General features: G+C 45.6%; 19 protein-coding genes and 1 tRNA gene. 9 read left to right on the forward strand and 11 right to left on the reverse strand.

Annotation, left to right across the window (positions count from 1 at the left end):
- Window positions 1-559 precede the first annotated feature (559 nt).
- From B160_RS0111335 to B160_RS0111345, 3 genes are all read right to left on the reverse strand, one after another.
- The gene (locus tag B160_RS0111335) at window positions 560-979 is read right to left on the reverse strand and encodes an SH3 domain-containing protein (protein ID WP_018628031.1); all 420 of its coding nucleotides are present in this window, start codon (window positions 977-979) and stop codon (window positions 560-562) included.
- Window positions 980-994: 15 nt separating this feature from the next.
- Complete coding sequence (locus B160_RS0111340; protein ID WP_018628032.1) at window positions 995-1474, reverse strand: BON domain-containing protein; 480 nt, start codon at window positions 1472-1474, stop codon at window positions 995-997.
- A gap of 178 nt (window positions 1475-1652) precedes the next feature.
- A complete protein-coding gene (locus tag B160_RS0111345) occupies window positions 1653-3605 on the reverse strand; it encodes an ABC-F family ATP-binding cassette domain-containing protein (protein WP_018628033.1) in 1953 nt (650 codons plus the stop codon).
- 116 nt (window positions 3606-3721) lie between these two features.
- Here B160_RS0111345 and B160_RS0111350 point away from each other — a divergent pair, with 116 nt between their 5' ends.
- Entirely contained in the window at window positions 3722-4348 is a 627-nt protein-coding gene (locus tag B160_RS0111350; RefSeq protein ID WP_018628034.1) for a DUF3347 domain-containing protein, read from the forward strand.
- A 44-nt stretch (window positions 4349-4392) separates the two neighbouring features.
- A tRNA-Lys gene (locus tag B160_RS0111355) sits at window positions 4393-4465 on the forward strand.
- A 240-nt stretch (window positions 4466-4705) separates the two neighbouring features.
- On the opposite strand, the gene B160_RS0111365 is transcribed toward B160_RS0111355, so the two are convergent.
- Both B160_RS0111365 and B160_RS0111370 read right to left on the reverse strand, forming a co-directional pair.
- Window positions 4706-5428, reverse strand: a complete 723-nt coding sequence (locus B160_RS0111365) for a LytR/AlgR family response regulator transcription factor (protein ID WP_018628036.1) — start codon at window positions 5426-5428, stop codon at window positions 4706-4708.
- A gap of 90 nt (window positions 5429-5518) precedes the next feature.
- Window positions 5519-6532, reverse strand: coding sequence for a sensor histidine kinase (locus tag B160_RS0111370; RefSeq protein WP_071597027.1), 1014 nt, complete (start codon window positions 6530-6532; stop codon window positions 5519-5521).
- A gap of 256 nt (window positions 6533-6788) precedes the next feature.
- Here B160_RS0111370 and B160_RS0111375 point away from each other — a divergent pair, with 256 nt between their 5' ends.
- The 4 genes from B160_RS0111375 (at window position 6789) to B160_RS0111390 (ending at window position 12090) form a co-directional block, all read left to right on the forward strand.
- Complete coding sequence (locus B160_RS0111375) at window positions 6789-9161, forward strand: TonB-dependent receptor (RefSeq protein WP_018628038.1); 2373 nt, start codon at window positions 6789-6791, stop codon at window positions 9159-9161.
- A gap of 16 nt (window positions 9162-9177) precedes the next feature.
- Entirely contained in the window at window positions 9178-10002 is an 825-nt protein-coding gene (locus tag B160_RS0111380; RefSeq protein WP_018628039.1) for a DUF4249 family protein, read from the forward strand.
- Window positions 10003-10462: 460 nt separating this feature from the next.
- A complete protein-coding gene (locus B160_RS0111385) occupies window positions 10463-11308 on the forward strand; it encodes a helix-turn-helix domain-containing protein (RefSeq protein ID WP_040679789.1) in 846 nt (281 codons plus the stop codon).
- 98 nt (window positions 11309-11406) lie between these two features.
- Window positions 11407-12090, forward strand: a complete 684-nt coding sequence (locus B160_RS0111390) for a hypothetical protein (RefSeq protein WP_018628041.1) — start codon at window positions 11407-11409, stop codon at window positions 12088-12090.
- A gap of 39 nt (window positions 12091-12129) precedes the next feature.
- Here B160_RS0111390 and B160_RS0111395 read toward each other — a convergent pair whose 3' ends face one another.
- Window positions 12130-13059 carry a bifunctional riboflavin kinase/FAD synthetase gene (locus B160_RS0111395; protein WP_018628042.1) on the reverse strand — a complete coding sequence of 310 codons (930 nt, stop codon included), beginning with the start codon at window positions 13057-13059 and terminating at the stop codon, window positions 12130-12132.
- Window positions 13060-13151: 92 nt separating this feature from the next.
- On the opposite strand from B160_RS0111395, the gene B160_RS0111400 reads away from it, so the two are divergent.
- Window positions 13152-14321 (forward strand): AIR synthase related protein, encoded by a 1170-nt coding sequence (locus tag B160_RS0111400; RefSeq protein WP_018628043.1) that lies wholly within the window; start codon window positions 13152-13154, stop codon window positions 14319-14321.
- Between the two features lie 177 nt (window positions 14322-14498).
- Here B160_RS0111400 and B160_RS0111405 read toward each other — a convergent pair whose 3' ends face one another.
- On the reverse strand, window positions 14499-15419 hold the full coding sequence (locus B160_RS0111405; RefSeq protein WP_018628044.1) for a phosphoribosylaminoimidazolesuccinocarboxamide synthase: 921 nt from the start codon (window positions 15417-15419) through the stop codon (window positions 14499-14501).
- A gap of 143 nt (window positions 15420-15562) precedes the next feature.
- Between B160_RS0111405 and B160_RS0111410 the strand changes: the two genes are divergently transcribed.
- A complete protein-coding gene (locus B160_RS0111410; protein WP_040679790.1) occupies window positions 15563-18466 on the forward strand; it encodes a TonB-dependent receptor in 2904 nt (967 codons plus the stop codon).
- Window positions 18467-18700: 234 nt separating this feature from the next.
- Here the strand turns inward: B160_RS0111410 and B160_RS0111415 are convergent, their stop codons facing one another.
- Entirely contained in the window at window positions 18701-19702 is a 1002-nt protein-coding gene (locus B160_RS0111415; RefSeq protein ID WP_018628046.1) for a hypothetical protein, read from the reverse strand.
- 188 nt (window positions 19703-19890) lie between these two features.
- Here B160_RS0111415 and holA point away from each other — a divergent pair, with 188 nt between their 5' ends.
- Window positions 19891-20886: a DNA polymerase III subunit delta gene (holA, locus tag B160_RS0111420; RefSeq protein ID WP_018628047.1), complete on the forward strand. Its 996-nt coding sequence runs from the start codon at window positions 19891-19893 to the stop codon at window positions 20884-20886.
- Window positions 20887-21648: 762 nt separating this feature from the next.
- Here the strand turns inward: holA and B160_RS0111430 are convergent.
- From B160_RS0111430 to panC, 3 genes are all read right to left on the reverse strand, one after another.
- Complete coding sequence (locus tag B160_RS0111430) at window positions 21649-22827, reverse strand: trans-sulfuration enzyme family protein (RefSeq protein ID WP_026309707.1); 1179 nt, start codon at window positions 22825-22827, stop codon at window positions 21649-21651.
- Window positions 22828-22976: 149 nt separating this feature from the next.
- The gene (locus B160_RS0111435; protein ID WP_018628050.1) at window positions 22977-23405 is read right to left on the reverse strand and encodes an OsmC family protein; all 429 of its coding nucleotides are present in this window, start codon (window positions 23403-23405) and stop codon (window positions 22977-22979) included.
- A 131-nt stretch (window positions 23406-23536) separates the two neighbouring features.
- Window positions 23537-24391 carry a pantoate--beta-alanine ligase gene (gene panC, locus B160_RS0111440; protein WP_026309708.1) on the reverse strand — a complete coding sequence of 285 codons (855 nt, stop codon included), beginning with the start codon at window positions 24389-24391 and terminating at the stop codon, window positions 23537-23539.
- Window positions 24392-24452: the final 61 nt, after the last annotated feature.

Below are 24452 nucleotides of genomic sequence, written 5' to 3' on the forward strand. Positions count from 1 at the left end.
TCTCCGATGGCGACATGCTACAGCTTTTAGAAGCGAGTTTTTTTTAAAGGGCACTCAAGCCCCTTAGCATCCAGGAATTTCTCAAACTCCTTGTAAAAATCATCGCATCTAACGAAGATTTCTACTAACTTTATATCTGTCATTAGTTCAGCATTTAGATTGTAGTTTTTGTTTCAATTACAAATTTAAAGCTGAACTTTTGTTTTTAGTACAATATCCAACCCTAATATATTAATAACTAAACGCTTAATTGCCGAACTCACGTTAATATAAAACACCGCCACTAACAGCCGGCTATATGTAAAAGGATCTCATGGATTTCACAGACAGGCACTGCCTTAAAATGATCCGATACGAATCTGTGAAAGTCTGTGCCATCAGTAAGCATAAAAAGCGCAACGGCTGGATTGTTATATGGAATTGCCGCGGACGGGCAATCTGGCCCTTACAATGATGTTTTCTGTCTGCATGACCAGCAGGCATATTTTCCAACTGGTCTATCTTCCAAAAAAAACCGCCCCGGTTAAGGGAGCGGTCTTAAAAAGATCCCGGATGGCGGTTAAGCAACCGGCTCCAGGTATTGCGAGTAGGCATATCCTTCAGTACCATCATCGGTACGTACGGATGACCATTGGTCGTTTGCCTGGCTGATCAAGGTGATGATCTCATCTTTCTGAGCCTTGCCCACGATTGGCTGGTCGGTACCCGGTCCTTTGCGGATGTTCAGCGCGGTTTCCTGTGTGGCCACCCGCACTTTGGAGCCGGCCTCGGCCCTGGCATTGACATTTAAAACCAGGTCGCCGCTGGTATAATTTGGATCAATCTGATCATAGATGCTCCAGAGCTGATCCTTTACGGCTCCGCTGGGGGCATCGCCGTCGATGTATAAAACGCCGTCCTGTTCTCTTACTGCAAGGTTAGTGACGCCGGCAGTATTGGCCGCATCAATGAGTGCTTTGTATTTTTCTTCCAGTGCCATAGTAAGGTCCTCCTTTTATTTTACGGTTAATTTTTGTTCCACTTTTTTGGGGTGAATCGCATTCACTTTCTGCATCAAAGTAGCCAGATCTGCTTTTTTGATCTCGCCGGTAAGTGTTACCACGCCATCTTTTACTTCAGCCTGTACACCCGGATGATCCTTGATCGCGTCTTTGATGGCGGTATTTAACAGGTCATCAGGATTGATGGCAGGGGGAGGAGGAGGGGCCGGTACGGTCGCATTGTTTACAACGGATTTTACACCTTTTACTTCTTTTACAGCAGGATCTACTGCTGTTTTGGTAGCGTCGTCCTTTACAGTGCCTGAGATGGTAACGGCACCTTCTTGAACATCAGAAGTGAGCTGTGCAAAATCAGGATTTGCGGCCAGTTTAGCATCTACTTCCGTTTTAATGTCTGCATCGCTTTTTCCCTTGCAGGAAGGCAGCGCAAAAGCAAATGCAGCAATGGCAATCATGGCCAGAACTTTTTTCATTTGATTCGGGTTTTAGTGAAGAAATTTAATTACAACGAATATAAGTTAAATCCGATATAAAAAATTTAGGGGCAGGTTTTTTATTTCTTAATTTTTAAGCCCGGATAATTTGGCAATTTGAAAACTTGAAGATTTGAAAATGGGGGCTTCTCTGTCAACAGGGAACAATAAGGGAACTTTAATCCCCTTCCTCCAGCTCCATCAGCCGGGTAAAAATGGTTTCATAGTCTTTTTCCAGCCGCTCATTTTCACGGGAGGCCTGCGTGTAATCCTGCTCGGCTTTTAAGAACCGGTCCTTGTCTGAATAGATATCAGGGTTTGCCAGATCCTTTTCCAGCTGCGCCATCTCCGCCTTGTTTTTATTCAGCGCTTCCTCCGTTTGCTGAAACAATTTCTGCTGTCGCTGCAATTCTTTTTTGTGCTCCTTGCTGATGGGGGTATTAACGGCCGGTGCCGGCGTACGGACCGGTGCTGCTGCGACCGGCTTTTTTTTTGAAGCTGCCGCTTCTGTTTTTGCTGCTGCCTGGTTTTTACGCATCCGTTCGTTCCAGGCTACCCATTCATCATAAGGCCCTTTAAATTCCTTGATCTGCCCGTCAACGATCTCCCAGATCTTGTTGGCTGTTTTGGAAATAAAATGACGGTCGTGGCTTACGAGGATCATTGTACCCTCGTACCGCTTCAGCGCGTTGATCAGCAGGTCTACACTGTGCATGTCCAGGTGGTTGGTCGGCTCATCCAGCATCAGGAAATTGGCCTTGCTCACGATGGTCTTTGCCAATGCCACCCTTGCTTTTTCACCGCCGCTGAGGATGCGGATCTTTTTATCGGTGTCATCGCCACTGAATAAAAAACAGCCCAGCAGTGCCCGCAGTTCCAGGTCCGTCATCTGGCTGCCGCAGCCCCGCATCTCTTCCAGGATCGTATGGTCAAGGGCCAGGGCCTCCAGCTGGTGCTGGGCGTAGAAGCTTTCTTCCACATTATGCCCCCATTTCCGGTTTCCGGCGTAGGATTCCGCATCGGCGATGATCCGCAGCAGGGTAGATTTTCCTTTGCCGTTGGCGCCGATAAGAGCGATCTTATCTCCCCGGTCGATCTCGGCCTTTGCATCCCGGAGGATCACGTTCTCTCCAAAGGCTTTCGACAGGTGATCCAGCTCCACCAGCACCCGCCCGGGTACTTTATCCACCCGGAAGTTGATCCGCAGATCGGGGCGCTCAATGGCTACGTCCTCGATCCGGTCCAGCTTGTCCAGCTTTTTCATAATGCTCTGGGCCATGGCCGCCTTGCTGGCTTTGGCCCGGAACCGCTCTACCAGCCGTTCGTTCTGGCGGATATAGTCCTGCTGGTTTTCATATGCCTTTTGCTGCATTTCGATCCTTACGGCTTTTTCCTTCTCGTAAAAGTCGTAGTTGCCATTATAAATATGCAGTTCGCGCTGGTACAGCTCTACGATCTTCGTTACCATACGGTTCAGGAAGAATTTATCGTGGCTCACGATGACGACCGCTCCCTGGTAATGCTGCAGATATTTTTCCAGCCATTCGATGGAAGGCAGATCCAGGTGGTTGGTTGGCTCATCCAGCAACAGCAGGTCAGGCTTGGCGAGGATCATTTTCGCCAGCAGCACCCGCATCCGCCAGCCACCGCTGAACTCTTTATAAGGACGGTTCAGGTCGGCATTGGAGAATCCCAGCCCCTGCAGTACTTCTTCGCTTTTATGTTGGATGTTGTAGCCGCCCAGCAGCTCCATTTCATGAAGCTTGTCCGTATAATCGATCAGGGTTTTTTCATCGCCGGTCTTTTCAAGCTCCCTTCCCAGGGCTTCGATCTCTTTTTCGAGCTGCAGCACCTTTTCAAAGGCGCCCATGGCTACCTGCAGGATCGATTCATTGGTATCGAAGCTCAGCAGGTCCTGATGAAGATAACCTATGGTGGTCTCTTTGCTGCGTTCTACCGTACCCGCAGAAGGCATATATTGGTTGACAAATAATTTCAACAGGGTAGACTTGCCGGTACCGTTGTAGCCGATCAATCCGATGCGCTCATTGGGCTGTATGTGCCAGGTGGCATCTTTTACGATCACTCTTGCGCCAAATTCAAACGTAACATTCTGTAAGCCGATCAACATATTTGCTGCTATTTTTACCCTTCAATTAAAATAATTGATTGTTTATCAGTATTTTTGTCTTCTTGAAACCTGCAAATTTAGTTAATACGAACGAGTAAATGACATTATAGGTTCTTATGAAAAAGCTTTTGATCCTGATCGCAGTCTTAATCGCTGCTTTGGTAGTTTATCAATTTGTATTAAAAAAGGAGAAACCTCCCCGGGAAAAACCGGTGCCCATTGCCGTGAGCAAACACAGCGATGTGTTCAACCATTCCATGGATGCGGTGCTTGCCAGCTATTACGTAATGACGGACGGGTTTGTGAACTGGGATTCAGCGTCGGTTGGCAAGGCCGCGCTTACCCTGCAAACAGCGCTTACCGATTTTAAAGCGGAAGAGCTCAAACAGGACAGCGCCATCTATCAAACGGCTCAATATCCGCTGGAAATGGCAAAAACCAACACCGGTGTTATTGTAAGTACAACGGACTGGACGGAAAGACGGCATGCATTGAATGATCTGTCGGATGCGCTGAGGATGTTGTTGCTGACGGTAAAATATGACCAGGCTTCTGCATATTGGCAGGAATGCCCGATGGCCTTTGGAGAGGGGCGGCCGGCAAACTGGCTGAGCAGTAAAAAAGAGGTTGTGAATCCGTATTTGGGAAATAAAGATCCGAAATATGGAAAAACCATGTTGAATTGCGGCGAAAATAAAATGGTCATCGATTTTACCAAACCGGATTCTGCTCAGACAAAATAAATCACTTATATTTGCAACCCCAAAAGAATGATCGGGTGATTTCAGACTCCTTAGCTCAGTTGGTAGAGCTACTGACTCTTAATCAGTAGGCCCAGGGTTCGAGTCCCTGAGGGGTCACTTCATGGGACAAGTCTAAAAAGAAAAGCTTGTCCCATTTTTTTGTTCCGTAATTTGCTGGTATTCTGATAGATAAGGCTCCTCGCAGAATTTACTCTTTGAACCCGATGTCATGTGCCGTCAAATACTCAAAATTCGGGGGACATCGAACTTAGCCCTCCCATCAAGAATATCCCGAACATCAAAAAACATCTTTTTTTCACTAAGCGGTTCATGTTGCCCTGTCACCAAATACATAAGCTATCTACTCAAAATGTTTTTAGTTACAAATTCGGTGAAAAAGAAATCCCTGTAAATATTCCCGATAGGGATTTCATTAGTACCAATATACACCGTATTATTATCCACAGACTCAATGTGTTTAACATTAATAATATATGACTTGCTCACACGTACAAACACTTCTTTCGGTAATTGGTCATGGATAGTTTTGATATTCATTGCCGTAATCACTTTCTGATTTTCGGTATGCATCACCACATAATCCTTTAAACCCTGTATAAAATGGATGTTATTTAAATAGACCTTGAAAATTCTGCGGTCTGCTTTTACAAAGAAAAAATCGTCGGTTACCTGCCCTATATTGTTATCGGCATCGTTAGCTTTGAGTAGTTTTGAATAAGTAAGGGCTTTTTCAACTGCTTTTTGAAAACGCTCGAATTTTATGGGTTTTATCAGATAATCAATCGCATCTACCTCGTAGCTGTCTGTAGCAAATTCAGAATAAGCAGTTGTAAAAATCACAAATGTTGCTTTGGGGATGGTTCGGGCAAATTCAATCCCATTAATTCCCGGCATTTGTATATCAAGAAATATCAATTCAACGATATTGCTTCCCATAAAATCGGCGGCAGCATTCGGGGTATTGAACGAACCGGTTAAGTTTAAATTACCAGTTTGATCAATCAACATCTCTATGGCTTCCCTTGCCAAAGGTTCATCATCTATAATAATACAATTCATAATTGCGCTCTTTATAATATATAACGAAATAATCACCTGTAATATTCAAATTTCCTTTTTTTAGTGCAATGGAGTAGTCTTTTCCACAAGTCATAATATTATGGTCAAGGATACACAATATGTTTCCTGGTTATCTTCTATGGACAAACTATGTGATGCCGGAAACAATAGTTCCAGTCTTCGACTGATGTTTGCTAACCCCACCCCCCCGGTGTTGGTATTGTTAACTGATTTCAAAGCGGGTTTTGAATTAATACATTTAAAGAAAAGCTCGTTATTTCTAATATCAAAAAAAAGGTGTACATAAGATAATTTAGCCGGGTCGTTATTGTGTTTAACCGCATTTTCTACAAAGGAAATAAATAGCAATGGAGGAACCTGTACACCGCCTAAATTACCTTCTTTAGAAATCAGGAAATCAAAGCTATCCCGTCTTACTTTTTCCAGATTTAAAAAATCTTCCAGAAAATGAATATCAGAAGTTAGGAAAACTTTATCCCTTGCACTGTCGTATAACTGGTAACGCAGCAAATCACTCAGCTTTATTAGAACCTGCGATGCCTTCTCCGGGTCTTTTTTGATCAAGACATTGGCATTGTTTAGCATATTAAAAAGAAAATGCGGGTTAATTTGGTTTTTTAGCTGTTCTAATTCTGCATAGGTCTTTGACTTTTCCAGTTCATCAATTAATTGCTTATCCACCATCCATTTCTGAAACAATTTTACTGATGACGAGGCTGCAACAAGCACCATGATCAAAAAAGAAAAAAGAGGAATGTTCAAACCGTTTTCATTAGTGGCGGAGTTGTAAAAGTAGCCGCTAATAGCAGATATAATTATTACAGCCAAAACGGATAAGCAGTATTGAACATTTTTGTTTTTAAAGAGCAACTTCGGAACCAACAAATACATATTGACATAGAACAATAGGAAAAAGAATATTAAAATCAGCGTAGGCTTTGAAATTTCCGGAGTACTGTTATATAGCACTATAGTGATTAAAATAATCAATAGTAAATGTCGGACTAACCTGTATTTGGATGATATTAAAAACTGGAATACCCAATTCCCATTAATAGACTGTTTATGCGAAAAATCGTTCATTGCGATATAATTTAAGTCGGACATCAAAACAAATTTAAACTTTAAAATAGGAGCTATATCCGTTTTATACCAAAGCACCCATTTTTTATACGAAAGTGAGAATTACCTCTAATACAGCGAAAACTGAGATCTTTTTTAGTAGTAACACGGTACATTTTGCTATAAAAAACATCCCATTTGGTATAAATCCCAAAACTACAGTACCATAAAAGAATAGTTTAGCCACCAAAATTGTAATCCATCTTATATCTTAACAATGAGATACAAACTCTTTTATTCGCTACTGTTTGTAACAATTTCATTCGCGGCTTACTCACAGGAAAGATTTACTTTAAGCGGGACAATTGCTAGCCAATTAGATAACGAGACAATCATCGGTGCAAGTATTTTTATCCCTGAAGTGAATGTTGGTACTGTTACTAATTCGTATGGCTTTTATTCAATCACCCTACCCAAAGGAGAATATACAATTGAAGTCAGCTATTCGGGCCTTGAGAATATTGAGGAACATATTTCTCTGACGGAAAGCATCAAGAAAAATTTTTCAATGACTGAAAGAGACGAATCCTTGGAAGAAGTAGTGGTTACAGCTAATACTTCGACAACCAATATCCGAAAGCCGGAAATGAGCGTAAACAAACTTTCCATTGCCACCATCAAAAAGATGCCGGCAGTTATGGGTGAAGTTGATGTCTTGAAATCTATTTTAACACTTCCGGGAGTTTCAAGTGCACAGGAAGGGGCAACCGGCTTTAACGTCAGGGGCGGTTCGGTTGACGGCAATTTGGTGCTATTAGATGAAGCTGTTGTTTATAACACCTCGCACTTGTTTGGCTTTATCTCGGTCTTTAACGCCGATGTAATTAAAGATTTAAAACTGTATAAAGGTGGAATACCTGCCAACTTCGGCGGACGCACTTCTTCTGTTTTGGATATTTATCAAAAAGAGGGAAACAATAAAGAGTATCATGTTAATGGCGGATTTGGTGCCGTTTCCAGTAGATTATTGGTAGAGGGGCCTATTGTAAAGGAGAAAAGCTCTTTTGTGATAGCAGGAAGAGGTTCGTATGCTCATTTGCTCCTGAAACTGGCAGACGAACCAAATTCAGCATATTTCTATGACTTGAATGCCAAATTAAATTACAGATTGAACGATAAAAATAACTTATTCCTATCGGGATATTTGGGAAAAGACAATATGAGTTTCAACAATGTGTTCATTAACAACTATGGAAATTCATTCGTTAATTTACGTTGGAGCCATATTTTTTCCGATAAATTATTTTCCAACGTATCAGCTATTTACAGCAATTACGATTACGGATTGAAAATAAAAATGGTCGGTATTGATTGGAAATCGGATATTAAGAACTACAACTTCAAATACGACTTTAAACACTATTTATCGGATAAGCTGAACTTGAGTTACGGTGTTAATTCCATTTACTACAAGTTTAATCCCGGAACAATAAAATCTTTTGGTATGTCTTCCGGCATCAATCCCGATCAGCTTGCGAAAAAATACGGTTGGGAAAATGCGATATACCTTAGCGCGGAGCAAAAGCTTTCGGATGAAATTTCATTGAATTACGGGCTTCGATATAGCAATTTCCAAAGATTAGGCGAACAGGAAGTAAATGTTTATGCCAATAACCAGGCAGTGGTGTATAATTCTGAGTTGCATATTTATGAAGCAGGAACGCCAACAGGTACTGTTAAATATGGTAAAAACAAGAAAATTACTGGTTTTGGGAATTTAGAACCTCGTCTTGCAATTTCTTATGCTATTAATAATGACCAATCCGTGAAAGCGAGTTATAACCGAATGAGCCAATATATCCATTTAATTTCCAACACAGCTTCGGTTTCCCCATTGGATATTTGGGCGCCAAGCGACCGGTCTTTGAAACCTGAAATCTCGGACCAACTTGCTTTAGGATATTTCCGGAATTTCAATAGCGGAAAATATTCTTTAGAAGCAGAAACATTTTACAAGAAAATTAAAAACAAAGCCGATTATATTGACGGAGCCGAATTGATCGCTCAAAAAGCTATTGAACAAGTATTGTTAAATGGAGAGGCAAGAGCTTACGGTTTGGAAGTGATGCTAAAGAAAAATACCGGAAAATTGACTGGCTGGCTCGCTTATACGCTTTCCAGAGCAGAACAAAGAACACCAGGGAGGAGTGCAGATGAACCGGGCATAAACAACAGGGAGTGGTATAGGGCTAACTACGATAAAACACACTGCCTTTCGCTTGCAGCCGCTTTTCAATTGTCCAAAAAATGGAGCCTCGGCGGCATTTTCACCTATCAAACCGGAAAGGCCGCAACTTACCCAGTCGGCAAATATCAATACCAGGGCATTACGATTGCTAATTATGGAGAAAGAAACGGCAGCTCTATTCCGGCATACCATCATTTAGACTTATCGGCAACGTGGACGCCAAAACCCGACAGCAAAAAAAGATGGAAAGGCGAATGGGTGTTTAGTATTTACAATCTTTACAACAGAAGCAATGCCGCATCTGTCATGTTTGGTCAAAATACCGAAACAGGGCGCAGCGAAGCAAAACAAATGTCCATTTTCGGCATCATTCCGGGTGTAACCTACAATTTCAAATTTTAGTTAATAAAATCGAACAATGAAAATATTTAAAATTTATCTCATAATACAATTGAGCATTTGCCTGGTTTCCTGTACTGAAAAGGTAATCGAACCAGATTTGAAAACCGTAATGCCAAGATTGGCAGTTGATGCCTCTATTGATTGGGTAAAGAATACTTCCGGCAATGAGCAAAAAATTAAACTGACCACAACGACAGGATATTATAGCAATGAGTTTCCAACAGTTTCGGGAGCAAATATAGTGATTGCAAATTCAACAAATACAATTTTTCACTTCATAGAAAACCCCGGAACAGGCGAATATATTTGTAGCGACTTTCAACCAGTCATCGGAGAAACCTATACGCTTACCGTTTCTTTAAATGGAGAAAGCTACATCGCAACTGAAACGTTGATGAGCGTTCCAGATATTGAGAATAACATCGAACAAAATAATAAAGGTGGAATGGGTGGCGACGAAGTGGAAATCACATATTATTATCATGATAATGCAACACTGCAAAACAATTATCTGTACAGCGTTAGAAATCCTCGTGTAGCATTCCCCGAATATGAGGCGGAGAACGATGAGAATACTCAAGGCAATTTAGTTCCTGTCTATTATTCTAATAAAGATTTAAAAGCCGGGGATTTAGTAAATATCAAGATATATGGAATATCAAAAAGATATTATGAGTATTTCAGAAAGTTATTAGCTGCTTCTGGGGCTGATACAGGCCCCTTTCCGACCACACCAGGTTCTGTAAGAGGAAATATACTCAATCAGACCAACTCTGCAAATTTCGCTTATGGATATTTCAGATTATCAGAAGTGGATGTAAAGGATTATACTATACAGTAATGATTTTTGCGATTGATGATGTATAGGCTCATCATAAATAAAGCAATAGATTATCTTCCATATACCGTACTTGCATAATATGTAAAGCATCGTATTCAGTTCACTAAACAAACAATAACTTTAAAAATTAAAGAGCTGGGCTACGAGCAGGGTAATTCTTTAACGTCCTATGAAAAAGCTGCTGAACTTATTTTGGGTAAAACAACCGAACTGAAAAATCGTGAGTTAAAAAATGGATTTGAGAAATTCTTGACAGTTGCACTCATCCTGTTTTAAAGAAGATAGATCCATTATCTTGTTTGATGTTGCTTACGCCATATCCGTTTTTGGTGGTTCGGCGCGAGACGCCGCGCAGGATAAAAATGATCGGCGCCCACATGCCAAGACAGCCGGGTGCTCAGGCTATCCTGATCATAACCCTTTTTTCATTATATTTAATCCGTATATACAATAGCAGTCCGTGAATTTTTTTAATACATACCGGCCCTGTGAAGAACTGGAAGATATCGTCGAGTTCTACTGGCGTTCGAGGTCTTATTTGAAGCGATCACTGATCCAGGAAATGTACACGCCTACTTTTCAGGCAATGACCTTTAATCTCAGCGGTCAATATGAAGATATCGTATCCGAAGGAATGTCCTTACGGATGGATAAGAATTGCTATCTGATCGGTCAGCCGCTTTCCAAAAGGGTTTCTATAAGTAATCCTTCCGGAATTGATATTCTGGGCGTAAAATTTACTCCCCTGGGTCTGTACCGGATCACCGGGATCGATATGAGACATGTTTCGGATGAGATCATTGACGCCAGTGATGTGTGGCATCGCAAGATCGATCTGCTCTACGAAGAAATTCTCGATAAAGAAAGTATTGCTGAACGTATTAATGCAATAGAGCATTTTCTTAAAAGAAAAAAAGCCCGTCAGAGCAGCAGCGAAAAGATTTATCTGCTAAGCAGCAGTATCCGTCAAATGGAAGCAAAAAGGAGTTACGATGTTTCCAGGCTACGCCAGGATCACTTTATCACAAAGAAAACGTTTGAACGTTATTTTTTGAATTATATAGGCGTTACCCCCAAGCAATATGCCAATATCTGCCGTTTCAACAATGTCTGTATGTATCTGGACAGAATATCGAAACAGCCGGATTGGCAGGATATTGTAGTGGAGTTCGGTTATCACGACCAAAGTCACTTCATACGTGAATTTAAGCGGTACTCCGGTAAAACACCGGTAGAATACCATTCACCATCACGCAATGTTTCCGCTTCTCCGCCGGAAGCGTCACTCCAACAGCTCTTCGGTTAATTCTCCTCTTTTATTTCATCTCAGATCGATTGTCTCTTTTATACAATGGAGAAAGGGTCTTTCGCGCTATTTTGCCCTCAATTTTTAAACACTTAAAGATGAAAAAAATTGTTAGGGGTATTTCCGGAATGCTGTTCATGGTCTCCTTATTCAGCGCATGTACCAAGGATAAGCCATGTGATCCGGAGGACGAAGAAAGCCCGTGCTATGCGGGGATCATGAACCGTCAATATTTCAACATGAAAATTGATGGTGTTGAATGGAACGCCACAAATGTGCCGGGTCATTTGTTCTTTGTTGAGTCGCCCAACCCGGAAGTGGACGGGGATACCGGAGCTCCGTTTTTCCGGGTTGAATTGGTGGGGCTTACAGGAACGAAACCCAACGGCGTCACCATCGAATTACAGTTGCCCCAAGATCGGTTCTCCAATCCGAAAGGGACTTATCCGGTAATTGCCGATCCCAGGAAACTACAGAAGGCAGGCGGCTCGTCGGTATGGGTGTATGCGATCAACGGCACAGAAGCGGAGTATGGCTCCTTATTTCCTGAATCTATTGTTGAAGATGTGCCCCTGATGCCCGATGTGGGAACGGTGACCATTACAGATTTTGAATTGGGTGATACCAAAGAGAACAGTAACCGGAAAAGACTGTACCGCATAAAAGGTACATTTTCCGCTTCAACAATCTATGGTTATGATGTGCCTGACGGATTTAACGGCGACACGAAGTCTATTGCTGAAGGGGAGTTCAATCTTGTCAATGCTTTATCCCTCAAATAATTCAGGCAGACAGTTGTTGTGCAACCTGATTGCTAAAGGCTACAATACCATCAGGCTGTCTACCTTATCCTGGTCGATCTGTTTTACCAGCGCCTCAAGCGAATCAAATTTGACCTCTTCCCGCAGGAATTGTTTTACGGATACGCGCAGGGTTTGCTCATAGATCGAAGCGTCAAAGTCAAAAATGTTCACCTCCACAGTACGACTGGTCCCATTAACGGTGGGACGCAGACCAATGCTCATCATGCCCTTAAAGCGTTGCGGAAGCCCGAGGAGGGTCACGTACACCGCGTAGATCCCGTTGCCGGGTATGATCTTTTCCTCATCGGTAATCTTCAGGTTGGCTGTAGGATACCCCAGCTCGCGGCCCAGCTTGTTTCCGTGGACTACTTTTCCCTCAAAAAAGAAATCGTAACCCAGCAGATGGTTGGTGGTGATGGTATCGCCTTTGAGGATGGCTTCCCGTATTTTGGTAGAGCTGATGGAAATATTGTCGAGGATGTGCTTGGGGATCTCCTGCAGGGCGTAATCGTATTTTTGCTGAAGCTGTTCCAGCAGCTTGTAATCGCCCATGCGATCCCGGCCAAACCGGTGGTCATAGCCAATGATGATGGTGTGCGGTTTGAATTTAGCGATCAGGAAATTGCAGAGATAGTCTTCGGGGAGCTGGTTGGCAAACACCTCGGTAAACGGAATGATCACCAGGTGGTCCACATCAAGGGCATCCAGCAGCTCGATCCGTTCATCAAGGGTATTGATCAGGCGAAGCCCGAGAATCGAAGAGTTCACTACTTTGCGGGGATGCGGGTGGAAGGTGATGATCACGGATTCCCCGTTTACGGCGCGGGCCTGTGTGGTAAGCTGGCGGATCACTTTGCGGTGGCCTTCGTGTACTCCATCGAAGGTTCCAATGGTAATGACGGCATTTTTAAATCCGGGCAGCGCCTCAATGTTCCTGTGAATTTGCATAAAGCGCAAAATTAGCTCTGAAACTTCAAACTTCAAACCTCAAATATCAAATCCTGTCTTATCTTAGCGGCCTTAACCAACAGGATTAATCAATGTCGTTGTATTCCAAAAGAGGAGTTTCCGCGCAGAAGGAAGAAGTACATGCCGCTACCGAAAAGCTGGATAAAGGTCTTTATGAAAAAGCTTTTTGCAAGATCTACCCGGATGTACTGGTTGGAGATGCCGGCTGGGCAAATGTAATGCATGCAGACGGCGCCGGAACCAAGAGCATCCTGGCTTATCTCTATTGGAGGGAAACCGGCGATGTCAGTGTATGGAGCGGTATTGCACAGGACGCTATCGTCATGAACCTGGATGATCTTTTATGTGTGGGGATCTATGACCAGCTGGCGTTTTCTTCTACCATCGACCGCAATAAGACCGTTATCCCCGCCGCAGTTTTGTCGGAAGTGATCAACGGAAGCCAGGCCTTTTTTGATACCATGCGGAGCTTCGGGATCAATATTACCTATATGGGAGGTGAAACGGCGGATGTGGGTGATGTGGTGCGCACCATCGCCGTAAATGGCACGATGACCGCCCGCTGGCCACGGGAAAAGCTGGTCACCAATGAAAAAATAAAGCCGGGAAATGTGATCGTGGGACTGGCATCTTTTGGTAAAACGCATTACGAGCAGGATTACAACAGCGGTCTGGCCAGCAACGGACTCACCAGCGCCCGGCACGATGTACTGAAAAAAGAGTACGGTCAAAAATATCCCGAGACCTTTGAGCCCGGTTTGCCGGATGACGTGGTATATATTGGCCCGCACCGGATGACGGATACTGTTGACACAGGCAACGGCCAGACAACGATCGGAAAACTGCTGTTAAGCCCCACCCGAACTTTTGCCCCTGTGCTGAAAGTATTGCTGGAGCAGCATTTTGATGCTATTAACGGGCTGATCCATTGCAGTGGGGGCGGGCAGACCAAGTGCATGAAATATGTACCTGACCAGGTGAAGGTCATTAAAGATCAACTATTTACCCCTCCGGTCATTTTTGATATCATCCAAAAAGCCAGTGGGGCAGATGCACGGGAAATGTACCAGGTGTTCAATATGGGAACGCGGATGGAGATCTATACCAACGAAAAAGATGCGGACACCATTATTGGTGTGGCAACGGCGCTGGGCGTGGATGCCCGGGTGATCGGCAGGGTAGAAGCCAGCGAAAAACAATCATTGGAAATTTTTACCGGCAGCGAAACCATCCTGTTTTAGCTTTCTGAAATTTACTTCTTTCCCGGGTCTCCTGAAAGGGCCCCGGAAAAGAAAAATCCAGGCTGATGTCCATCCGGTTACTCATTCCCCGGCGTCTCTTGCGGAAGACACCGCGGGGAATGTATCCGGCTGTAACGGCTCCTCAGAGAGACATCGTGGAAATGCGGCTACGGTCTCTTAAGCCTTCAGCGCTTCCACAATGCGGTTGTATAATTCTTCATCGCTCACCGGCTCCGGCTGAAACGCGGTCCCGATCACCTTTTCATAGAGCTCTATGTAGCGGTTAGAGATGGTCCCAATCCACTCGTCGCTCATTTCAGGCACGGTCTGTCCCTCCTTGCCCATAAAATTGTTAGCGATCAGCCATTCCCGTACAAATTCTTTACTGAGTTGTTTTTGTTTCTCACCAGCTGCAAGCCGTTCGCCAAAGCCATCGGCATAAAAGTACCGGGAGCTATCGGGCGTATGGATCTCATCCATCAGGATGATCCCGCCGTCCTTTTTACCAAACTCATATTTGGTATCTACCAGGATCAATCCCTGCCTGGCCGCCAGCTCCTGTCCGCGTTTAAAAAGCGCAAAGGCCAGCCTTTCCAGCTCATTCCACTCGGCTTCTGTGGCCAGCCCCTGGCGGACGATCTCCTCCTTACTGATATCTTCATCATGTCCTTCATCGGCCTTGGTGCTGGGGGTGATGATGGGGGCCGGAAAGGCTTCGTTCCCTTTCATCCCTTCCGGCAACGGCACACCGCATAGTTCCCGTTTCCCGGACTGGTACGTTCTCCAGGCATGGCCGGTCAAATGACCCCGTACCACCATTTCTATTTTGAAAGGAACGCACCGGATGCCAATAGAGGCGTTAGGGGCGGGAACCTGTTGCAGCCAGTTGGGACAAATATCTTTGGTGGCCTGCAGCATGAATGCAGCGATCTGGTTCAGTACCTGTCCCTTAAAAGGAATAGGACGGGGCAGGATCACATCAAAGGCCGAAATACGATCCGAAGCGATCATGACCAGCAGATCGTTATTGATCGTGTACACATCTCTCACTTTGCCTTTATAAAAAGCGGTTTGACCAGGAAAATTAAAATTTGACATGCTGCGAAAATAATCAGGCTTTGGTTATGAACAGCGGGTTGACCGGAAAAATTTCAGGAACCCTTTTTCTCGTTAAAAATTAAATTTTTATTTTTAACTAACAAATGTTATTTTAACATTGAAATAACTAAACCTTGAAATTTATGAGCTTCACTATTCGCCTGTCATTTGCTGCATCTCTGATTTTATTGTTGGTTACGGGAAGTTTTGCTCAGATATCTGTTTCTGTATCCGGAACCATTAAAAACAGCGAAACGGGGGAAGCGGTCAATGCCGCTTCGGTCGTTGTTTCCGGAAGTGTAACAGGCACCTATTCCAGGCCCAACGGAAATTTTGAACTGAAAGCCGCCAGCTATCCCGTCAATCTGATTGTCTCTTCAATTGGCTACGTGACCCGGGAGGTCGCGGTTACAGACGCTGCTCCTGTATCGATATCCCTGGAGCCCCGGAGCGATCTGGGACAGGAGGTTGTCGTTTCCGCCAGCCGGGTAGCAGAGCGGATCCTGGAGTCGCCCGTGACCATCGACCGGATCAACAGCTCCGCCATCCGGAACATGGCTGCCCCCAATTTTTATGAGGCCTTGTCCAATGTAAAGGGAGTGGATCTGACCACTTCCAGCTTAACATTCAGAACCATCAGTACAAGGGGGTTTAATGGCAGCGGAAACCTGAGATTTAACCAGCTGGTTGACGGCATGGATAATCAGGCGCCGGCTTTAAACTTTTCGGTGGGCAATGTAGTGGGAATGACGGAGATGGATGTGGACAATGTAGAATTGTTGTCCGGAGCGTCTTCTGCGCTCTATGGTTCGGGCGGCATGAATGGAACATTGTTGATGACGAGTAAAAATCCATTCAAATACCAGGGACTAAGTGTAAACATCAAACAGGGGATCATGCATATCGCCGATCCCGAAAGCAAGGCCAAACCGCTTTACGACTGGTCGGTCAGGTGGGGGCAGCAAATCGGTCAGCGGTTTGCATTTAAATTATCCGCATCTTATATGAAGGCGCATGACTGGGTAGCCAATGATACCCGCGATCTGAATCGTAATAATGTGATCAGCTCCTTAAAGCCGGGTGGAACAAGATCAAATGATCCCAACTATGATGGTGTAAATGTTTTTGGGGATGAGGCAAGTGCCAGCATGGCCAGTATTGCGCAGGTTTACCAGGCGCAAACAAGGGCTGCAATGCTGCAGGCTACCGGTGGTGCGGTAGACATTGTGAACCTTTTTAACACGCTTCCGGCAGATGCCTCACCCACACAGATCGGGACATTGATCGCAGGATTGCCTGCCGCTTTACAGCCAGGGGCTACCAACCTGGTACCGTTTTATTTTGGATTGCGGAATAATGTGTACGGCGGGCAACTGGTGAGCCGCACGGGCTATAACGAAAAAGATCTTGTAAATTATGATGCATACAGCCTGAAGACCTCCGGGGGATTGTATTACAAGATCACCGATAATATCGAAGCTTCGTTACTGGGATACTGGGGGATGGGAACCACGGTTTATACCGGCGCAGACCGTTATTCGCTGCTGAACTTTAAGATCGGACAGTATAAAGCCGAATTAAAAGGAAAAAACTGGTTCCTGAGGGCTTACACGACCCAGGAAAATTCCGGTGATTCCTATACGGCAACAACGGCTGCCCTCTATCTGAACCGGCAATGGCGCTCTGATGCGGATTGGTTCGGATTGTACTCCGGAACCTATTCCGCAGCCCGGTTGCAGGGTGCTTCGGAGGAGGCGGCTCATGCTGCCGCAAGGGGCGCGGCCGATGCCGGCAGGTATTTGCCTGGTACGGCGGCTTACGACAGCGCCCTGGTCAGGGCTAAAAATACAAGCATCAAAGATGGCGGGGCAAAATTTGCCGATAAGTCGGACCTGTTCCATTATGAAGGTCAGCTGAATCTTTCAGAACAAATAAAATTTGTGGAAACCATTCTGGGCGCATCTTACCGGGTGTACTCGCTGAATTCGGAAGGAACCATTTTTGCAGATACAACAGGCCGCATAAAAATAAACGAGTATGGCGGTTATGTGCAATTACAAAAACAGTTGCTGAATGATGTGCTGAAACTTACCGGTTCCGTGCGTTTCGATAAACGGGATGGTTATAAAGAACGGTTTACACCAAGGGCCAGTGCCGTAGTGCGTGTGGCCCGGGATAATAATATCCGTTTTTCGTTCCAGACAGCCTACCGTTTTCCTTCAACGCAGGATCAGTGGATCAACCTGAATACCCCGGGCAGCCGGCTTATTGGAGGCGATCCCAGTTTTGTGGATTATTTCCAGTTTAATACCAACCCGGTTTATACATCGGAAAGCGTGGCTGCTTACCGGAGTTCGATTGCATCCGGAGCTCCTGACCCCACCTTATTAAAGATGGCGCAGTTCACCTCGGTAAAGCCCGAGCGCATGAGTTCCTTTGAACTGGGATATCGGGGATTGGTGACCAAAGAATTATTGATCGACGTTTATGGATACCGGAGTGAGTTTAAAGATTTTATTGCCCGGGTTGCGGTAGCAAGGGGCAGCAGCGGCGACCCTGCAAGAGCCGCAGCGGATCTTGCCAGCCCGTTTACTTCCACCAATTATTCCTTTGTTACCAATACGGATGTAGCCGTAACCTCCTATGGCTGGGGGTTGGGGTTTGAATACCGCTTTCGTAAGGGATACGTTTTGGGCGGGAACTTATCCAGCGATCAGTTAAAGGATGTGCCCGCAGGTTTTATCTCTTTCTTTAATACACCGAAGTACCGGTTCAATGTAAGCCTGGCAAATGAGAATGTAGTAAAGAATGTCGGGTTCAATCTGATCTATCGCTGGCAGGACAAGGTAAATTGGGAAGGAACCTTTGGATCCGGACCGGTACCGGCATATGGCACTTTAGACGGGCAGGTTTCTTACAAAATGAGCCGGATCAACACCAGCATCAAGCTGGGAGCATCTAATTTGCTGAATAAATACTATTCCAGTGCTTTTGGAAATCCCATGGTAGGAGGATTGTATTATATCAGCCTGGGGTATAATCTTTAACAGCGCCGCTGCGTGCAGGCTTTGCGTTGTGTGCAACGGCCACAGAAGCGCTGCAACACTGAAGCCCATTCCCGTTCTCCGGACCCGCCGGCAACGGCAACGCCGCGTTCACCGCTCCTTTGCGCCGTCGTATGAAAACGTTGCATCATTGCGTGGAACTCACACGAATGTTCCTCCAATTAAAAAAGCTGCCCCGGAAACGGGACAGCTTTATATGATCTTGGCGGCTGGCGATTAACCAAAGATCCCTTTCCTCAGGCTACGGATGCCTTCGCCAATCTTAAATCCGTTATGATATACTTCGATTTTATAATCACCGTGTATGAATCCTTCCGGGTTCCGAATGGGGAACGTTACACCTTTACGGGTTCCCTGCTCATATTCAACAGGTACTTTCGCCGTAAAGTTACGATCGCCGTCCTGACGGGTGGTCATGGAACCGGAAGACAGCTCTGTGTTCTGAACAACCTGGCCTTTCGGATCTGTAACCACTACATAAAGATCAGCGGGCCCGGAAGTGGTGATCCTGTTCTCAACATTGAAAGCAACGCGCAGCTTATCAACCTTGCGGGCAAAGTTGGTTTGCTTTTCTTTGCCATTCCGTTTTTCTTTATACGGGGTAATGGACATTCCGGATGCTGAAAGCGTGCTGCCCACATCTACAGTGCTTGCCAGGTCATCGTTTTCCTTGGTTCTTGTATCCAGGTTCTGACTCAGGATATCTTTCTCCGCGGTGAGATGTGTGTTCCTGGCTGTCAACTCCATGTTTTCTCCTTTCAGCTGTGCTACCTGAACTTCCAGCCGGCCGATCTGGCCATTTAATTCGCCAATTAGATGACGGGCTCTCTGAAGGTCAGAGGCGGTAGCATTTTTATCATTAAGGATCCGGGTGATCTCCGATTTACGGTCTTCAATTTCTTTCTGAAGCGCGGTCTTTTCGCCCTGTAAACTGTTGTTTGCCCCGGTAATAGAGTCCAGGCGCATTTCCGCAAGGTTAAACATTTGTCGCAGGGAATCCGACTCGGACATTGCGGTAGCTACTTCCGTATTGGTTGTTTGAGAACTGCCGGTACCACCGGGCGCATTTTTGCTCCAAAGGATATAACCCCAGGTGCCCAGCAATGCAGCAACCAATAAACCGATTAACACATTTCTGCCGGTATTATTACCGTTTGGAGAACTGGAAGGAGAACCGGTTGTTTGCGAAGAAGCTGACGGGTAATTCGTATTTGCCATAATCAAAATTTAAAATAGTTTTTTATAGTGTATGAACTCTAAGTGCCAACAGTATATATAAAAAATAAATATGTATTGGGCGCCATTTATGATTCTAAACACAAATTATGCCAAACGACTTTTTTCCCGGGGACACATACGTATTTATATAATATTTACAAATTGTTAAAAACCCTATCTTGCAACTTATGAGCGTGGAAAAAATTCTCGGTGAATGGAAGAAAAAGATCTACAAACCAATTTATTGGCTCGAGGGAGAGGAGGATTATTATATCGATCAGCTGGTTGATTATGCAGAGGCACATATCCTCACAGAAAGTGAAGCTTCTTTCAACCTGACCATATTTTATGGAAGGGATGCTGCCTGGGCCGATATTATAAACGCCTGCCGTAAGTACCCCATGTTCTCAGACAAACAGGTAGTGATCCTTAAGGAGGCGCAGCAGCTGAGAGAAATGGATAAACTGGAGGCGTATTTTAATCTGCCCCTGAGCTCCACGATCTTTATAGTGGCTTACAAAGAAAAGAAGTTAGACGCACGTACAAAATTTGCAAAACTGGTAAAGGAACGCGCTGAGTTCCTGAGTACAAAAAAGATCTATGACAGCGCATTGCCGGAGTGGGTGAATACCTATGTAACCCGACTGGAGTACACCATATCGCCCAAGGCAACGATGCTGCTGGTAGATCATATCGGAAATGACCTGGCTCGTATCGAAAATGAGATCCAGAAGATCCTGATCAACCTGAAAACAAGAAAGACGATCACTGAAGAAGATGTAGAGAACTTTGTAGGGATCAGTAAGGACTTTAATATTTTTGAGCTGCAGAGCGCAGTAGCTGCCAAGGATCTGGTTAAAGCCGTACGGGTGATCCGTTATTTTGGCGATAATCCCAAGGCGGCTCCCATCCAGCTGGTGCTGCCTTCCCTTTACGCTTTTTTTAGCAAGGTATTTATGATATTTGGCGCTTCCGGTCCGGAAGATGCTATCGCCCGGCAGATCGGGGTGAACGGGTTCTTTTTCAAAAATTATTCACAGGCTTCCCATACCTATGGATATGAGGGCGTTGAAAAAGTATTGCTCCTGCTGCACCAGTATAATTTAAGAAGCATTGGCATCAATGCCACCAGGATCGAAGACGAGGCCCTGTTGAAAGAAATGGTGGTAAAGATGATGATGTAAAGAATTGAGCATACAGCTTCTGGGAAACTGTTTAGAAACGATCCGGGAGCATCCTTATCGTCACAAAAAAGATATGGGCTTTTTATCGCCGCTACTTTGGGCTTTACTGTAGCCGCCATCTGTAAAAAGCGGGGTTCAACGATCATTTTAGCAAAAGAGGCATGGCCTCGGAAGATCCGGCAAGAACGGGTTTCAACCCGTTTATACGTCCAAAAGAGCAACAGAGAGCCATGGGCTCGGGGCATAATGATCCGTGCCGACGGCACTTATGAAATTAGGCTTCGTTAAAGCCGTGCTAAAGCGCGGCTTTAACGACAACTACGCGCCGGATGGCGCTTATAGGGAGCATCAAAATTTTATCTTTAAACAGCTTCTGGGACTCAAGATGGTATTGTCCGGTCTCCATTCATAGATCCTGTTCCAATAGTTACTCAATGCGCGTCACGATTGAAAAAATCTGTTCAGGGTGCCCCCTGGATATCCGCTGATCTGTTCATCGTATCCAATAAAGGCAGGGAACATACAAAGTGGCGGTCTTTTTAACCTCGAGCGCCGGACAGATCTTCCAGCCGCAGCGCGGCGGTAGTCCCATACGCCAGCCGGTACAACATTGCAATATTACAGGTGGTTATCAGTTGCCAGTGTTTGAGAAAAAGATCAGTGTCACCTCGGAGCTTTCTGATGCTGAAAATGAACCTGGCGCAAACGCGATAACGAACAGGGCTCTAATCCCGATCCCCGATTCCCGGATCACAGATCTGTCTACGCCTTTTCCAATGCCTGCTCTATATCATCAATGATGTCACCCACATATTCCAATCCTACAGATATCCGGATCAGACCGGGTGTAATGCCCACAGCCAGCTGATCGGCCGGTGGCACTTTTGAGTGGGTTGTGCTGGCAGGGTGGGAGGCAATGCTGCGGGAATCGCCCAGGTTGGGGGTCAGCGACAACAGCTCCAGGGCATCCATAAACCGGCGCCCGCTTTCGAGCCCTCCGCTCAGTTCAAAACAAACGATTCCCCCGCCGGCTTTCATTTGTTTTAGCGCAATTTCATATTGCGGGTGCGAGGGCAGGAAGGGATATTTTACCCATTTTAATTTGGGATGGTTTTCAAAATGCCTGGCCACTGCCAGTGCGTTTTCCGAGTGCCGTTGGATGCGCACGTCCAGCGTTTCCAGGCTTTTGGAGAGTACCCAGGAATTGAAAGGGGAGAGTGCGGGCCCCGTGTTGCGGCAAAAAAGGTAAATATCGTGGATCAGCTCCTTTTTGCCCACCACAACACCTCCCAGAACACGGCCCTGCCCATCGAGCCACTTGGTGGCGGAATGGATCACCAGGTCGGCACCGAAATCAACCGGGGTTTGCAGCACCGGTGTGGCAAAACAATTATCCACGTTGTAAATGATCCCGTGCTTGCGGGCCAGCAGGCCAATTGCTTCCAGGTCGATCAATTCCAGCTGGGGGTTGGTGGGCGTTTCCAGGTAGATCATTTTTGTGTTTGGCCGGATCGCCGACTCCCAGGACGCGATATCATTGGCGGAAACAAGGGTATATTCAATGCCAAAGCGCGGCAGGAACTTGGTAACCACCGTATTGGTACCGCCAAACATAGAACGGCAGCAAAGCAGGTGATCCCCGGCCTTCAGCAGGGCAAAAAAGGACATGGAAACAGCCGCCATGCCGCTGGCCACTGCAAAACCGGCTTCTGCTTTTTCCAGCAACGCCATTTTATGAGCAAACTCATCTACGTTGGGGTTACTGTAACGGCTGTAAATATTGGCTTCGATCTCATCTGCGAACGCTGCGCGCATATCCTCTGAAGAGTTGAACGCAAAACTGCTGGTCAGGTAAAGAGGGGCGGAATGCTCCATTTGCGCGCTGCGCTCCATTTGTGCGCGAACGGCTAATGTAGCGGGATGTAATTTTTTATTGCTCATTGATGTGGATAGTAAATGATGAATAGTGAATGGTGATCCCGATAGTTCAACCATTGCGGTCTGATGGTTGGAAGCTGTCAAAGACCAAAGTTAATCCGAAATTTGAAAGCGATTCACAACCGGAGTGAATGGCGGATCGGGTTGACACCTTAAGCCGCAGGGTGAACGATCACTTTTGTGCGGATGGTGGCGCCCGCTTTTGTAAGGGTAATGGCAACGGAGCAATATTTGGTCAGGGAAATATCCACAGCCCGTTGTGCCTTACCTTCATCTACATTGCCGGTTATTTCAAATACCAGGTCTATTTCCTTCCATAAAGAAGGCTCAACGCCGGCTTCCCGTTCTCCCGTTACAGTTACTGTATACGATTTTACGTCCTGGCGCTGCTTCTTCAGGATGCTAATAACGTCGATGCTGGCGCAGCCGGCAAGGGCATTTAGCAATACCTGCATTGGCCGGGCGCCGTATTCGGTTCCGCCCATATCCGGGTTGCTATCCAGTTTTATTACTGTTCCGTTTTCATTAACGGTATCAAAACCATAGTCTCCGCTTACTCTTTTTAGTACAACTTTAGCCATATGCTCTGTCTGTTTAAGCGGCAAAATTATTGAAAATGCGGAAACTTGAGGATTTCAAAGTTTGAAAAGTGAAAATGGGGAAATGAAAATCCGCCACTAAACACGGAGCCTTGATCATAAAATCAGGAACATCAGCAGAGCTCCAGATTATCGATCAGCCGTACATCCCCCAGGAATGCGGCGATCAGGCCGGTGAGGGGACTTTGTCCATCCCAGAAGCGGCATGCTTCCAGGGTTCTTGTGTACGCAATAGAAACATAGTCGGGACGGAACCCATTGCGAACCAGCAGCTCCTGTGCATCCGCCTGCAGGGCAGAAAGATCGCCCGGCGCCAGGTGTTCCTTCAGGTATTGCAATGTCTGGTAAATAGCCGGGGCCTTCCGGAGCTCCCCCGGGCTCAAACGGGTGTTCCTGCTGCTCATTGCCAGGCCATCGGGTTCCCGCAAAGTAGGTACTCTGTTCATTTGGATCTTTTGAAAATCGGGATTGCCGGCAATCAGCTTTTCAATGATCTTACATTGCTGCAGGTCTTTCTGTCCGAAGAAGACCCTGTCCGGGCCGATCGTATAAAAAAGGCGGCTTACCACATCCGCCACACCCTGGAAATGCCCGGGACGGTATTTGCCTTCCAGGATGAATTCCAGCTGGCCCAGGTCATAATGCGGACGATGCTCCCCGGTTCCGGAAGGATACACCTCCGCCACATCCGGATAAAAGACCGCGTCACAATTATGGAGCGCCAGCAGCCGGAGGTCCTTTTCAATAGTCCGGGGATATTTTTCCAGGTCTTTGGGATCGTTAAACTGGGTAGGGTTTACAAAGATGCTGCAGACGGTAAAATCCGACTGTTGCCGGGCTGCTTCTATCAGGCTGATGTGCCCCGCATGTAAGGCTCCCATGGTCGGAACAAAGCCGATTACCTGTTTTTTATCGTGCAAATGACGAATAAAACCCTGAATATCATCCTTCTTTTTGAACACTCGCATCCTGCAAAATAGAATATTCGCACCAATTCTGGCTATAATAATGTACCTTTGCAGCCTTTAA

The organism is Niabella aurantiaca DSM 17617 (genome assembly GCF_000374125.1).
Classification (GTDB): domain Bacteria; phylum Bacteroidota; class Bacteroidia; order Chitinophagales; family Chitinophagaceae; genus Niabella; species Niabella aurantiaca.